This is a genomic window from Aeromonas sp. S12(2024) (genome assembly GCF_041402305.1).
GTDB lineage: Bacteria > Pseudomonadota > Gammaproteobacteria > Enterobacterales > Aeromonadaceae > Aeromonas > Aeromonas veronii.
Map to the genome: position 1 here is coordinate 77755 of NZ_JBGLRB010000016.1, position 13521 is coordinate 91275.

The following is a 13521-nucleotide window of genomic DNA, read 5'->3' on the forward strand; positions in this document are numbered from 1 at the left end:
GCAGCGTAACCCGACGCATTCAAACCCCGGCTCTTGCCGGGGTTTTGCTATTCAGGGAGCCACAGGCAACAAAAAGCCCCGGTCGTTGGACCGGGGCTGGCGGGTTATGCGGTATCAGTTGACGGATATGGCGCGGGCGTCGATGAAATAGCGAGCGTTACCCTGTTTGTCGATCTGGATTTTGGCAACCAGTTGCTCCTGATCTTTATATTCCCAGCGTTGCTCGATCTTGGCGAGGGATGGGCTCGCAATCCCAACCACGTTCAGGTACTCGTGAAACAGGCTATGGCTCCCTATTTCGGTCAGCATCTTGTCCATCTGCATACTCTCCTGAAGTTGAGTGGGTATTCATCAACAAACCTATCAGCGTCCATCTGAATACAGTCTGTATGAAAAACAAACTAACTCATTTGTGTGTCAATAACATGATCAGGAACAAGATCAGTGCAGATCGTCAGGGACTTTTTGATACCGTTTTCAATCAGAGCCGGTGGGCTTTTGCGGCAACTGATCAAACGTGCCGGCAGCCTTTGGTTGCGCCGGTGCGGTTTGCACGGTCTGGCCGCCGTGGAATACCGGATCCTGTGCCACTTCCTTGATGCCATTGATGCAAAACTGCATACCCATGCAGACCAGCAGGAAGCCCATGATGCGGGTCATGGCATCGATGCCGGTGGCGCCCAGGATCTTGCAGACCGGGTCCGCCAGCTTCAATACTCCCCAGCTGATCAGGCTCATCAGGGCAAACGCCGTTACCACACCGGCGTAGATGGTGATGCGGTTGTACTCATCAGGCAGCTCGGCAATCTGGGCTGCCCCGCTTATTACCAGTGCCATGGTGCCCGGCCCGCACATGCTGGGCATGGTGAGCGGTACGAAGGCAATGCTCTGGTTTATATCGACCCCGCTCTGCTGGCTGGGGGCGGGGAACAGCATGCGAAAGCCGATAAAGCCGATGATGAGGCCACCGGCCAGGCGCAAGCCCGGAATGGAGATCCCGAACAGATCCAGGATCGAGGATCCGATAAAGAAGGTGATGCAGAGGGTGCAGAACAGATAGATGGCGGCCAGATTGACCTGACGGCGCACGTGTTCGCGCGACATCCCCTTGCTCAGTCCCAGCAGCAGGGTGGCCGTGGTGGGCGGGTTGACCATGGGCAGCAGCGCCAGCAAGGTGAGTAATACGACCTGAAAGAACATCTTGAGCCTCGGATAAAGAGTTGGAAGTCATGGGGCGACGCGGGTGGCAGGCCCCAGAGGGAGGCTATCTTATGCTGGCGAAACTGAACATAAGCAGTACAAAAAAGCCCCGGCAGATACCGGGGCTTTTTGTTCGGGTCAGGCCGCTTGCGGCGCTTGTTGCTGCCGGATGGCCCGTTGCTGGAACCAGAGCCAGAGACCGATGGCGAAACCCAGCACCGACAGGCTCACCACATAGTGGGAGGGGGCCAGCATGTCGCTCTTCATCCAGAGGGTCACCGCCATCGGGGTGAGGCCACCGAAGATGGCGTAGGCCACGTTGTAGGAGAACGACAGACCGGAGAAGCGCACCACCGGCGGGAAGGCATTGACCATCACGTAAGGCACGGCGCCGACAATCCCGACCGCAAAGCCCGCCAGCATGTAGAGCGGCACCAGCTGGCTCGTACCGGCCGCCAGACCGTGATAGAAAGCGTAGCTGGAGCCCGCCAGCAGCAGGGAGCCGAACATGAAGGTGAGACCGCTGCCCAGCAGGTCGATCAGTCGACCATAGACGATGCAGCCGAGGGTCAGAGCCACTATGGCCAGCGAGTTGGCGGTCAGGGCGTCAGCCGGGCTGATGCCATAGACCTTCTGCAGATAGGTGGGGGTCATCAGGATCACCACCACGATACCGGCGGAGAGCAGCCAGGTGAGCAGCATGGAGACCACCACGCTGCTCTTGTGGTTGCGCAGCACCGACTTGAGGGGGAGCTCATCGGCCAGGGTCTTGTTGGCTTGCATCTCGGCGAAGACCGGTGTCTCGTGCAACCAGCGACGCAGGTACATGGCGACGATGCCGAAGATACCGCCCAGCAGGAAGGGCACTCGCCAGCCCCAGTCACTTACTTCGGCCGGGGTCAGGCTCTTGTTGACCGCAGTGGCGATGAGGGAGCCGAGCAGGATGCCGGCCGTCAATCCCGCCGTGAGCGTGCCGCAGACGACCCCGACTCGACGGGCAGGGACGTGCTCGGCGACAAACACCCAAGCGCCCGGCACTTCACCGCCGATGGCGGCGCCTTGCAGGATCCGCAGTCCCAGCAGGGCGATGGGGGCGCCGATGCCGAGCACCGCATAGGTGGGCAGCAGACCGATCAACAGGGTCGGCAGCGCCATCATGATGATGCTGAGGGTGAACATCCGCTTGCGACCAATGAGATCGCCAAAGTGGGCCATGATGATGCCGCCAAGCGGGCGGGCCAGATAACCGGCGGCGAAGATGCCGAAGGTCTGGAACTGGCGCAGCCACTCGGGAATGTCGGCCGGGAAGAACAGCTCGCCGATGACCACGGCGAAGAAGACGAAGATGATGAAGTCGTAAAACTCCAGCGCGCCGCCGAGGGCAGCCAGACTCAGGGTTTTGTAATCCTGTCGATTGAGGGGGCGGGCGTGATCGTGCTGTTGTGTGGTCGTGGTCATATCCGTATGTTTCCCATCGGTTTTTTTAGTTATTGTCACCCCGTGCAAGGGGCATATACAGGTGATCGAGAGTATGCTGCCTGCCTCTTGTGTGTAAATCGCGCAATTCGCAACACTGTCTTGCATCTTTTTGGGGCAATCCGAATGCCCCGCTGGCGGAGGAATGATGGAAAAGAAACGGGTACTGCTCTCCTGGAGCAGTGGCAAGGATTGCGCATGGGCACTGCATCAGTTGCGGCAAGATCCCGCCATTGAAGTGGTGGGGCTGTTTACCACCCTCAATCAGGCATTCGAGCGGGTGGCGATGCACGGGGTGCGCAAGCAGCTGTTGACCGAGCAGGCCGCCTGCGTCGGGCTGCCTCTCATCACCATCGATCTGCCCTGGCCCTGCAGCAACGAGGATTACGCCCGCATCATGACTGGCTTTATCGCCGATGTGGTGGCACAAGGGATCCGCCATATGGCCTTTGGCGACTTGTTCCTCGAGGATGTGCGCGCCTACCGTGAAAAGCAGCTGGCAGGCACCGGCATCGAACCACTGTTCCCGCTGTGGGGCAGCAATACCCGTGAACTGGCGCCGCAGATGGTGGCCGCTGGGTTGAAGGCGCGGATCAGTGCTCTCGACCCGAAAAAGCTGGATGCCAGCCTGGGTGGTCACGATTTTGACGAGGCACTGCTGGCGGCGTTGCCGGAAGGGGTCGATCCGTGCGGCGAGAATGGCGAGTTTCACACCCTGGCCTATGATGGCCCCATGTTCTCCCGTCCGCTCGGCATTCGGGTCGGCGAGACAGTGCTGCGCGACGGCTTTGTCTTTACCGATCTGCTGCCAATCAAGGATTAATTATTGGGCGTCAAATGCTCCCTTTTGCAGGAGCATTCACAGATTTGAAGGGCGGGATGGGGGCACTATTGGCCCCCTCTTTTGATTCAAGATGACAACCTGCCTTATGAAACACGTCTCTCGTCCGGCGCTGCTTGCCTCCTTGCTGGCTGCTGCCCTCTCTCTGCCTGCCGTCGCGGGTCAAGCCGCTACCGTTCAGCCGACCCCTGCCGGTGTCACCACCGTCACTCTGGCCCAGCAGGCACCGATCCACTGGGTATCAGTGGAGCAGATTGCCAAGAGTCTGGATGGCCTGCCCCCGATGGCGGTCGGGTTTGATATCGACGATACCCTGCTCTTCTCCAGCCCGGGTTTTTATCGCGGCAAGCAGGAGTTCTCGCCCAACGACGAGAGCTATCTGAAGAACCCCGCCTTCTGGGAGAAGATGAACAATGGCTGGGATGCGTTCAGCATGCCGAAAGAGGTGGGCAAGGCGCTCATCGCCATGCATCTCAAGCGCGGTGACCACATCTATTTCGTCACCGGCCGCTCGGCCACCAAGACCGAAACCGTGAGCCAGACCTTGCAGCAGACCATGAATATTCCGGCCGACCAGCTCAATCCGGTGATCTTCGCCGGTGATCAGCCGGGTCAGAACACCAAGGTGCAGTGGCTCAAGGATAAGCAGATGAAGCTCTTCTACGGCGACGCCGATGGAGATATCAAGGCGGCGCAGGAGGTCGGCATTCGCGGCATTCGTCTGCTGCGGGCCGCCAACTCCAGCTATCGGCCACTGCCGTTGGCAGGGGCGCTGGGGGAAGAGGTGATCATCAACTCCCAGTTCTGATCCGGAGCGGATCCATGCAAAAGGGCGGGGCCATTGGCACCCGCCCTTTTTGCATCCGTCATCCAGCTCGGGTCAGTCGTCTGCCCACGGCATCTCGGGCAGACTGTCGAGGAACTCGCCGTAACGGGTCAGATTGAAGGGGCCCTGATCGGCCTCCATCGCCATCAGCTCGGCCCCGAGGGCGCAGGCGATATATTGCAGCGCCTCTTCTCGCGGGGTGCCCTTCATCACCAGCCGCATCAGGGTCGCCTTCACATGGGGCGGGTGACCGTCGTTGAGTTGGTTCTCCACCATCTCCAGCAGCGCGTCTTCATCAAAAAATTCCTGAGTGTCGTTCATGGGATATCCGCAACAGTGAATGTGGCGGCCAGTATAGCCTGAATGTGACTAACACCTTGAATGACCAGCGAATAAACAATCCGATGGGGAGGCCATTTGTTACCCATAATTAGGAGGAGTTTGCCAAGGCAAACAGGTTGGAACACAGATAACATGGATGGACACGCCTATGCCCACGATAGATTCCCTGCTGGCCGAGCCCAAGCTACTGCCCCAGATCCCGGAAGTGATGCGCGATTTGATCCAGACCTTCAATGAAAAGGATCCGGATCTGCTCAAGATCAGCAAGTTGATCAACAAGGACCCTGTCATCTCCGCCAAGTTGCTGCGGTTGGCCAACTCGGCCAAGTTCGGCAGCAGTCGCCAGATCGGCACCGTCAATGAGGCCGCGGTGCGGCTGGGGTTGGCGATGGTGCGCAACATGGTGCTGGCCTGCGGGCTCACCGAATCGGTCACTGCGGTGCCCGGCATTGACCTCAAACACTTCTGGGGCAGCGTGTTCAACGTGGCAGAGCTGGCCCGTCGTCTGGCGGTGAAGAAGGGGATGAAGGGGGATGAGGTCTTTACCTGCGCCCTGCTCTACGATCTCGGCCGCTTGGTGATGCATGTGGGCCTGCCGGAAAACACCGTCCATCACATCCACGATCTGGAGTTGCACAAGGGGCGGGCCAAGGCGGAAGAGCTGGTGGTCGGCTTCAACTATGCCCAGGTCGGGGCGGCCATGGCACGCTACTGGAAGTTCCCCGAGACCATCAGCAATGCGGTGGAGTATCACTACAACCCCATGCTGGCCAAGGAGTTCTCTCCCGAGGCCGGGTTGATCCATCTGGCGATCGTGCTGGCTGCGCAATCCGATGTGGGGGAAGAGGCGCCACCCGAGTGGCCCCACAAGGTGGCAGATGCGCTGGGGTTGAGCTGGGCCGATTGCGCCGCCCAGTTCACTGCGCTGCGTGAGCAGGGTAATGGCTACGCCGGGTTGCTGGCCGCCTGAGCCCGTTTATCTCATCTCATCAGGGGCCAACGCGGCCCCTTTTTCATGGCTGATGGCGCCACAGGCTTGCCAGCCCTGGAGTGACGGGGCACTCTTTGCCCTTCACTTTCCGTTTGAGAGCCCTTGCCATGATTGCCTCCTCCCGTCTGATCCTGCGCGAAATGATCGCCACCGACGCCCCCTTCATCCTTGAGCTGCTCAATGACGGCGACTTTTATCGCTACATCGGCGATCGGGGCATTCGCACCCTGGAGCAGGCGCAGGAGTATATCCAGCAGGGGCCGGCGGTCAGCTATGCCCGCTATGGTCACGGACTCTATCTGGTGGAGCGCAAGGAGGACGGTGCCAGCCTCGGTATCTGCGGTTTGATCAAGCGCGATACCCTGGAGCAGGTCGATATCGGTTACGCCTTCCTGCCGCAATATCGCGGTCAGGGCTACGCCATTGAAGCGGCGCAGGCCGCCCTTGCCGATGGCAAAAGCCGGTTGGGGATCGGGCAGGTAGTTGCCATCGTCACTCCGGGCAACGAGCGTTCCATCGGCCTGTTGGCCAAGCTGGGGCTGGTGCGCAGTCGACTGGTCAAGTTGAGCGAAGATGCAGATGAGTGCCTGCTGCTGGAGCAGTGATCAAGGTCAGAGAGCAGGAAAGCGAATGGCGAGGTAGCTGTCAGGCTGAGTGACAAGCAAGAGGCCGGGTCTGGCTAAAGGCGTGAGAGAGAAGCAAAGAGGCCGCCGTGAGTTGCGGCCTGTCTGCATCGGGCGCTGCCGGAGGGCAGGCAGGATCAGTTGAGGTCTTCGATGGAGAACTCGCCAGCGATACCATCACAGGAGATGGCGAAACCGCCGCTGAAGCGGGTGCTGAACTGGATCAGAAACGCATCATTGTCGTGCTCTTGCACAGGCAGGTTGATGGGCTTGCTGCGACGCAGGGGCTTGTGTGTTTGTACTGCTTTCATCATGGTATTTCTCTATATAAATTAGGTGTTTGCTCCTTGTATTGGCAAATGTCAGGTCAATGGGCGCGGTCGATTGGGTGAACGACAAGCGCGCAGGAATACCCAGCCCGGTTAAGGGGCGTCTGCACTTTCAAGGAATATGCTGATGCATAAATCAAATTGGGTGGGCAGATCGGGTCTGCACCGTGAGAGCCGGGCAACGCAGGCAGACAGCCTGACGGTTCTCAAGGCGAGTAAATCAGAAGAAGGTTATGCGGGTACTGGCAGGATTCATCGTGAGGTGAAGCATTGCAGGGTAAACATAAACAGGGCTGATTAACTAGCCGGCGCGCATTCTCTCCTCGAAATGAATAAAAAGCAAACAATAATTTGCCGATGTTGAAGTCAGTACGCTTTTCCTCTGTGTAATCAAGGGGCTATCAGCAGCAAATATTCGCATCTATCCGCCATAAAAAGAGGGCTCCCGACGGGAGCCCTCTCTCATTCTGCAATCAGCACAGTGGGCCGACTCAGTAGTCGCCACAGGCCTTCTTGGCGGCCGTGATCATCGGGGTGATGGTCATGCCTTGCACCACGATGGAGAACATCACCACCGAGTAGGTCATCACCAGGATGACCTGACGCAGATCGACGCCATGTTCCGGGATCATCATGACGCCGGAGGGGAGTGCCAGTGCCATCGCCATCGCCAGACCACCGCGCAGGCCACCCCAGGTGAGGATCCGTACCGAGAAGGTGTTGTAATTGCGGAATCGGCGGAAAGCCACATAGGGCAGCGACACGCTGATAAAGCGGGCGCCCAGGCAGAGCGGTACCGCAATGACTAGCAGGATCCAGTCACGCCAGGCGAGATCCAGCAGTACCAGCGCCAGACCGATCAGCAGGAACAGCAGGGCGTTGAGGAACTGGTCCATCAACTCCCAGAAGTGATCCAGGTGATGGCTGCTCTGCTCGGAGAAGCCGGAGTGACGGGTCCAGTTGCCGATCATGATGCCGGTGACCACCATGGCCAGTGCGCCGGAGACGCCGATCATGTTGGCAAAGGCAAAACCGGCGGTCGGGATGCAGAGGGTCAGCAGCAGCTCCAATGAACCGTCATCGGTGGCGCTGATCATCACGTGGGCGATGAGGCCCAGCACGGCGCCGAACAGGATGCCGCCGAGGGCTTCGTGCAGGAACAGACCGGCCACGCTACCGAAGGTGGGCTCGACCCCGCCAAAGGCGACGGCAAACACGGTAGCGAAGATGACGAGGCCAACACCGTCGTTGAACAGGGATTCCCCTTCGATCTGGATGGCGATCTGGGGTGGCGCTTTCATCTTCTTGACGATGGCCAGTACGGCAATCGGGTCAGTGGGGGAGATCAGCGCGCCGAACAGCATGCAGTAGACCAGCGGCAACTCCCAGCCCAGCAGCTTGGCGATAAACCAGAAGCCGTAGCCGATGAGGAAGGTGGAGAGCAGGGTGGCAATGATGGCCAGAATGGTGATCTCCCACTTCTGGCTACGCAGCGCCTTGAGGTTGATGCCGAGGCCACCGGCGAACAGCAGGAAGCCCAGAATCCCCTTCAGCAGGAAGTTCTGGAAGTCGATGCTCTCCATGGTCTTGACGGCAAGAGGTTCCAGATTGAACCAACCCAGTTTGCCAAACAGCACCAGTAGTGCGGAGATCAGCATGGAGCCCGCAGTAATGGCGATGGTGGTCTGGATCTTCACAACATACTGGTTGGCAAAGGCGATAAAAATCGCCAACGCTGCCAGAAAACAGAGTGTGTAGTAGACGCTCATAGTTATTTTTTTCTCGTTGGTAGACAGCAAGCACGTATCCCTATGCAGGACGGGCATAGGTTACTCTCGGGCCCTATGTTACTCATTACCCATAAATGAGTATATGGTGGCGCATTTGGACTGATAGACGGCTAGATTTCCATTTTATTTGTTTGCTGTTAGGATGCTGTTTACGCAGTTGCATGGATGTAAGAGGAACACGCGGTGTCGAACGTAATGTCGAGCAGAGAGCCGAGCAAGCAGTCGGACGTAACAAAGAAGCTGGAAGCCTGCCTCAGGGAGCGGATCCTGATCATCGACGGGGCTATGGGCACCATGATCCAGGGCTACAAGCTGGGGGAGGCGGATTATCGGGGTGAGCGGTTTGCTGACTGGCATACCGACATCAAGGGCAACAACGATCTGCTGGTGCTGACGCGTCCGGCGGTGATCCGCGAGATCCACGAGCAGTATTGCGCTGCCGGGGCCGACATTCTCGAGACCAACACCTTCAACGCCACTCGCATCGCCATGGCCGATTACGAGATGGAAGAGTTCTCGGCCGAGATCAACCGTGAAGCCGCCCGTCTGGCCCGCGCCGTGGCCGATGAGTGGACGGCAAAAGACCCCGCCAAGCCGCGTTTTGTAGCAGGGGTGTTGGGCCCCACCAACCGCACCGCCTCCATCTCGCCGGATGTGAACGATCCCGGCAAGCGCAACGTCACCTATGACCAGCTGGTGGCCGCCTACACCGAATCGACCCATGCCCTGATCGAGGGTGGCGCCGACATCATTCTGATCGAGACCATCTTCGATACCCTCAACGCCAAGGCGGCCGCCTTCGCGGTGGAAGGGGTGTTCGAGGAGCTGGGTTACAGCCTGCCGGTGATGATCTCCGGCACCATTACCGATGCCTCCGGCCGAACCCTCTCCGGCCAGACCACCGAAGCCTTCTACCACTCGCTGCGTCACGTAAAGCCGGTGTCGTTCGGCCTCAACTGTGCGTTGGGGCCCGATGAGCTGCGCCAATATGTGGAGGAGCTGTCTCGCATCAGCGAATCCTGCGTCAGCGCCCACCCCAACGCCGGTTTGCCCAATGCGTTCGGCGAGTACGACCTCGATGCGGGTGAGATGGCGGAGCATATCCGCGAGTGGGCCCAAAGCGGCTTTCTCAACCTGGTCGGTGGCTGTTGCGGTACCACCCCGACCCATATCCGCGCCATGGCGGACGCCGTGGCGGGCATCAAGCCGCGTGTGCTGCCCGAGCTGCCGGTAGCCTGCCGCCTGTCGGGCCTTGAGCCCCTTATCATCACCCCTGAATCCATGTTCGTGAACGTAGGGGAGCGCACCAACGTCACCGGTTCGGCCAAGTTCAAGCGGCTGATCAAGGAGGGGCTCTACGATGAGGCGCTCGACGTTGCCAAGCAGCAGGTTGAGAACGGCGCCCAGATCATCGACATCAACATGGACGAGGGGATGCTGGACGCCGAAGCGGCCATGGTGCGCTTCCTCAATCTTATCGCCGGTGAGCCGGATATCGCCCGGGTGCCTGTGATGATCGACTCCTCCAAGTGGGAGGTGCTGGAAGCGGGCCTCAAGTGCGTGCAGGGCAAGCCGGTGGTCAACTCCATCTCCATGAAAGAGGGGGAGGAGAAGTTCATTCAGCAGGCGAAACTGCTGCGCCGCTACGGCGCCGCCGTCATCGTGATGGCGTTCGACGAGGCGGGGCAGGCCGATACCCGCGCCCGCAAGTTCGAGATTTGCCAGCGTGCCTACCGGATCCTGGTGGATCAGGTCGGTTTCCCGCCGGAAGACATCATCTTCGACCCCAACATCTTCGCGGTAGCGACCGGCATCGACGAGCACAACAACTACGCGGTGGACTTCATCGAGGCGGTGAAGGACATCAAAACGCACCTGCCCCACGCCATGATCTCCGGCGGCGTCTCCAACGTCTCGTTTTCGTTTCGCGGCAACGAGCCGGTGCGCGAAGCCATTCACGCCGTCTTCCTCTACCACGCCATCAAGAACGGCATGGACATGGGGATCGTCAACGCCGGTCAGCTTGCCATCTATGAAGACATTCCGGCAGAGCTGAAAGAGAAGGTCGAGGCGGTGGTGCTCAACCTCAATGACAATGCCACCGAAGAGCTGCTGGCCATCGCCGAGAAGTATCGCGGAGCCGGTGCCCAGGCGGAGGATCCGCGGGATCAGGAGTGGCGCAGCTGGCCGGTGGGCAAGCGGCTGGAGCACGCACTGGTCAAGGGGATCACCGACTTTATCGAAGAGGATACCGAAGAGGCACGCGCTGGTGCCGAGAAGCCGCTGCACGTCATCGAAGGGCCGCTGATGGATGGTATGAACGTGGTCGGCGACCTGTTCGGCGCGGGCAAGATGTTCCTGCCCCAGGTGGTGAAATCGGCGCGGGTGATGAAGCGGGCGGTGGCCTATCTGCAGCCCTATATCGAGGCGGAAAAGTCGGGCGGCTCCAGCAACGGCAAAATCGTGCTGGCGACCGTGAAGGGGGATGTGCACGACATTGGCAAGAACATTGTCGGGGTGGTGCTGCAGTGCAACAACTTCGAGATTGTCGACCTCGGGGTCATGGTCTCCTGCGAGACCATTCTCAAGACGGCGCGGGAGGTCGGCGCCGATATCATCGGGTTGTCGGGTCTCATCACCCCGTCGCTGGACGAGATGGTGCACGTGGCCAAGGAGATGGAGCGTCAGGGCTTCAAGCTGCCGCTGCTGATCGGCGGTGCCACCACCTCCAAGGCCCACACTGCGGTGAAGATAGAGCAGAACTACTCGGAGCCAGTGGTCTATGTCTCCAACGCCTCCCGCGCGGTGGGGGTGGCCCAGAGCCTGCTCAGCCCGGATCTCAAGGAGGCATTTGTCGCCCGCATCGACAAGGAGTACGAGATTGCCCGGGATCAGCATGCCCGCAAGCAGCCGCGCTCCCGCCCGGTCAGTCTGGCCCACGCCCGCGCCAACCGGCACCAGCTGGACTGGGTTGGCTACCAGCCGCCGAAGCCCCGCGAGCTCGGGGTGCAGAAGTTCGAAGATGTGGCCATTTCGGTGCTGCGCCCCTACATCGACTGGACGCCGTTCTTCCTCAGCTGGGAGCTGGCGGGCAAATTCCCGCGCATCCTCGAGGACGAGATCATCGGCGAGGAAGCGACCAAGCTGTTTGCCGACGCCAACGCCATGCTGGACCAGCTGGAAAAGGATCAGAGCGTGCGCTGCGCCGGGGTGATCGGCCTGTTCCCGGCCAACGCGGTAGGGGACAGCATCGAAGTTTACAGTGACGAGTCGCGCACCGAGGTTATCAAGGTGCTGCATCACCTGCGCCAGCAGAGCGAGAAGCAGGGCTTCCCTAACTACTGTCTGGCGGACTATGTGGCGCCGAAAGAGAGCGGCAAACCGGACTGGATCGGCGCCTTCGCGGTGACCGGCGGCATCGGTGAGGAGGCCATCGCCAAGGCCTACAAGGCGCAGCATGACGACTACAACGCCATTCTTATTCAGGCTGTGTGCGACCGTCTGGCCGAAGCCTTTGCCGAGTATCTGCACGAGCAGGTGCGCAAGGTACATTGGGGTTATGCTCCCGACGAGGCCCTCAGCAACGAGGAGCTCATTCGCGAGAACTATCAGGGCATCCGCCCGGCCCCCGGTTATCCGGCCTGCCCGGAGCACACCGAGAAGGGGAGCATCTGGGAACTGCTGGAGGTGGAGCAGGCTATCGGCATGCAGCTCACCGAATCCTACGCCATGTGGCCGGGGGCTGCGGTGTCGGGCTGGTACTTCTCCCATCCCGAGAGCAAATACTTCGCGGTGGCGCAGATCCAGCAAGATCAGGTGGAAGATTACGCTGTTCGCAAGGGGATGACGCTGGCCGAGGCCGAGCGCTGGCTGGGGCCAAACCTGAACTGACTCCCGCGTGACATCGGTTGATCTTTAACGAGAAACGGCGGCATCCTTGCACGGGTTGAACAACCTGCGCAGAGCCGCCGTTTAACCTGTTGGTCACAGTGATGTGGTAGCGTGCGGTTTGGTGTGGTTTGTCTTGTTGTCAGGATAAACAATTGGCGTTGTCTTGGCGCTGTGGCACCTTATACTCTCCCGCCCCATCCTGCCCAGGCACAGCCTTCTAGCGGAATTGTCATGAAGATCGCCATTTTATCCCGTGAGCCGAAAAACTACTCCACCCGTCGTCTGGTCGAGGTGGCACAGGCGCGCGGTCATCAGGTAGAGGTGCTCGACACCCTGCGCTGCTATATGAATATCGCTTCCCACAACCCCTCCATTCACTACGAGGGTGGGGAGCTGGGAAGCTATGACGCCGTGATCCCGCGGATCGGGGCCAGCATTACTGCCTACGGCACCGCCGTGCTGCGCCAGTTCGAGATGATGAACACCATGGCCCTCAACAGCTCGGTGGCCATCAGCCGTTCCCGCGACAAGCTGCGGGCGATGCAGCTGCTCTCCCGCCACGGTATCGGCCTGCCCATCACCGGCTATGCCCACAGCACCCACGACGTGCCCGACCTCATCACCATGGTGGGCGGGGCGCCGCTGGTGGTGAAACTGCTGGAGGGAACCCAGGGGATTGGCGTGGTGCTCTGCGAGACTCAGAAGGCCGCCGAGAGCGTGATCGAAGCCTTTATCCAGACCAACAACAACATTCTGGTGCAGGAGTATATCCGCGAGGCCAATGGCGCCGACATTCGCTGTCTGGTGGTCAACGGCAAGGTGGTTGCCGCCATGCGCCGTCAGGCCCAGCCGGGGGAGTTTCGCTCCAACCTGCACCGTGGCGGCACCGCCGAAGCGATCAAGATCACCCCGGAAGAGCGCGCCACCGCCGTGCAGGCCGCCAAGATCATGGGGCTGGATGTGGCGGGGGTGGATATCCTGCGCAGCGCCCGCGGCCCGCTAGTGCTGGAGGTCAACTCCTCTCCTGGATTGCAAGGGGTGGAAGCCGCCTCCGGCAAGGATGTGGCCGGCAAAATCATCGAGTTCCTCGAACTCAAGGCGAGCCGCAAGAACAAACCGGCGGAGTGAGCCTCAGGCTTGCATCTGTCAGATAGAAACAGGGCGCCCTCGGGCGCCTTGTTGCTATCTGGCTGGTGCCGAAGATCCCTCACC

General features: G+C 60.1%; 12 protein-coding genes. 6 read left to right on the forward strand and 6 right to left on the reverse strand.

The genetic code is table 11. From position 1 onward, the window contains the following. Window positions 1-114 precede the first annotated feature (114 nt). The 3 genes from ACB035_RS15480 to ACB035_RS15490 all read right to left on the reverse strand — a co-directional run bounded on the left by ACB035_RS15480 (window position 115) and on the right by ACB035_RS15490 (window position 2658). Window positions 115-318, reverse strand: a complete 204-nt coding sequence (locus tag ACB035_RS15480) for a hypothetical protein (protein WP_005340062.1) — start codon at window positions 316-318, stop codon at window positions 115-117. A 159-nt stretch (window positions 319-477) separates the two neighbouring features. Further along, on the reverse strand, window positions 478-1200 hold the full coding sequence (locus ACB035_RS15485) for a MarC family NAAT transporter (protein WP_371167624.1): 723 nt from the start codon (window positions 1198-1200) through the stop codon (window positions 478-480). A 138-nt stretch (window positions 1201-1338) separates the two neighbouring features. After that, window positions 1339-2658, reverse strand: coding sequence for an MFS transporter (locus tag ACB035_RS15490; RefSeq protein ID WP_371167625.1), 1320 nt, complete (start codon window positions 2656-2658; stop codon window positions 1339-1341). 166 nt (window positions 2659-2824) lie between these two features. Between ACB035_RS15490 and ACB035_RS15495 the strand changes: the two genes are divergently transcribed. Together ACB035_RS15495 and aphA are read left to right on the forward strand one after the other, a co-directional pair. Continuing rightward, window positions 2825-3499 carry an ATP-binding protein gene (locus tag ACB035_RS15495; protein WP_371167639.1) on the forward strand — a complete coding sequence of 225 codons (675 nt, stop codon included), beginning with the start codon at window positions 2825-2827 and terminating at the stop codon, window positions 3497-3499. Between the two features lie 106 nt (window positions 3500-3605). Continuing rightward, window positions 3606-4325: an acid phosphatase AphA gene (gene aphA, locus ACB035_RS15500; RefSeq protein WP_371167626.1), complete on the forward strand. Its 720-nt coding sequence runs from the start codon at window positions 3606-3608 to the stop codon at window positions 4323-4325. A 72-nt stretch (window positions 4326-4397) separates the two neighbouring features. Here the strand turns inward: aphA and ACB035_RS15505 are convergent, their stop codons facing one another. Then, the gene (locus ACB035_RS15505) at window positions 4398-4664 is read right to left on the reverse strand and encodes a hypothetical protein (protein WP_005348674.1); all 267 of its coding nucleotides are present in this window, start codon (window positions 4662-4664) and stop codon (window positions 4398-4400) included. 169 nt (window positions 4665-4833) lie between these two features. Here ACB035_RS15505 and ACB035_RS15510 point away from each other — a divergent pair, with 169 nt between their 5' ends. Together ACB035_RS15510 and ACB035_RS15515 are read left to right on the forward strand one after the other, a co-directional pair. After that, the gene (locus ACB035_RS15510; protein WP_129504839.1) at window positions 4834-5655 is read left to right on the forward strand and encodes an HDOD domain-containing protein; all 822 of its coding nucleotides are present in this window, start codon (window positions 4834-4836) and stop codon (window positions 5653-5655) included. 128 nt (window positions 5656-5783) lie between these two features. Further along, entirely contained in the window at window positions 5784-6281 is a 498-nt protein-coding gene (locus ACB035_RS15515; RefSeq protein ID WP_069529746.1) for a GNAT family N-acetyltransferase, read from the forward strand. 155 nt (window positions 6282-6436) lie between these two features. On the opposite strand, the gene ACB035_RS15520 is transcribed toward ACB035_RS15515, so the two are convergent. Next, window positions 6437-6613, reverse strand: a complete 177-nt coding sequence (locus ACB035_RS15520; RefSeq protein WP_005340085.1) for a hypothetical protein — start codon at window positions 6611-6613, stop codon at window positions 6437-6439. Window positions 6614-7119: 506 nt separating this feature from the next. Next, window positions 7120-8397, reverse strand: a complete 1278-nt coding sequence (locus ACB035_RS15525) for a sodium:proton antiporter (protein ID WP_021231596.1) — start codon at window positions 8395-8397, stop codon at window positions 7120-7122. A 216-nt stretch (window positions 8398-8613) separates the two neighbouring features. On the opposite strand from ACB035_RS15525, the gene metH reads away from it, so the two are divergent. Beyond that, the gene (gene metH / locus ACB035_RS15530; RefSeq protein WP_371167640.1) at window positions 8614-12309 is read left to right on the forward strand and encodes a methionine synthase; all 3696 of its coding nucleotides are present in this window, start codon (window positions 8614-8616) and stop codon (window positions 12307-12309) included. Between the two features lie 231 nt (window positions 12310-12540). After that, on the forward strand, window positions 12541-13437 hold the full coding sequence (gene rimK, locus ACB035_RS15535) for a 30S ribosomal protein S6--L-glutamate ligase (protein ID WP_005340088.1): 897 nt from the start codon (window positions 12541-12543) through the stop codon (window positions 13435-13437). The last annotated feature ends 84 nt before the right edge of the window (window positions 13438-13521 follow it).

Excerpts from the sequence above, each read along its gene's own strand:
- ACB035_RS15485 (WP_371167624.1), bottom strand. The coding sequence starts at position 1,200 with ATGTTCTTTCAGGTCGTATTACTCACCTTGCTGGCGCTGCTGCCCATG.
- ACB035_RS15495 (WP_371167639.1), top strand. The coding sequence starts at position 2,825 with ATGGAAAAGAAACGGGTACTGCTCTCCTGGAGCAGTGGCAAGGATTGC.
- ACB035_RS15505 (WP_005348674.1), bottom strand. The coding sequence starts at position 4,664 with ATGAACGACACTCAGGAATTTTTTGATGAAGACGCGCTGCTGGAGATG.
- ACB035_RS15480 (WP_005340062.1), bottom strand. The coding sequence starts at position 318 with ATGGACAAGATGCTGACCGAAATAGGGAGCCATAGCCTGTTTCACGAG.
- ACB035_RS15525 (WP_021231596.1), bottom strand. The coding sequence starts at position 8,397 with ATGAGCGTCTACTACACACTCTGTTTTCTGGCAGCGTTGGCGATTTTT.
- rimK (WP_005340088.1), top strand. The coding sequence starts at position 12,541 with ATGAAGATCGCCATTTTATCCCGTGAGCCGAAAAACTACTCCACCCGT.
- aphA (WP_371167626.1), top strand. The coding sequence starts at position 3,606 with ATGAAACACGTCTCTCGTCCGGCGCTGCTTGCCTCCTTGCTGGCTGCT.
- ACB035_RS15520 (WP_005340085.1), bottom strand. The coding sequence starts at position 6,613 with ATGATGAAAGCAGTACAAACACACAAGCCCCTGCGTCGCAGCAAGCCC.
- ACB035_RS15510 (WP_129504839.1), top strand. The coding sequence starts at position 4,834 with ATGCCCACGATAGATTCCCTGCTGGCCGAGCCCAAGCTACTGCCCCAG.
- ACB035_RS15515 (WP_069529746.1), top strand. The coding sequence starts at position 5,784 with ATGATTGCCTCCTCCCGTCTGATCCTGCGCGAAATGATCGCCACCGAC.
- metH (WP_371167640.1), top strand. The coding sequence starts at position 8,614 with ATGTCGAGCAGAGAGCCGAGCAAGCAGTCGGACGTAACAAAGAAGCTG.
- ACB035_RS15490 (WP_371167625.1), bottom strand. The coding sequence starts at position 2,658 with ATGACCACGACCACACAACAGCACGATCACGCCCGCCCCCTCAATCGA.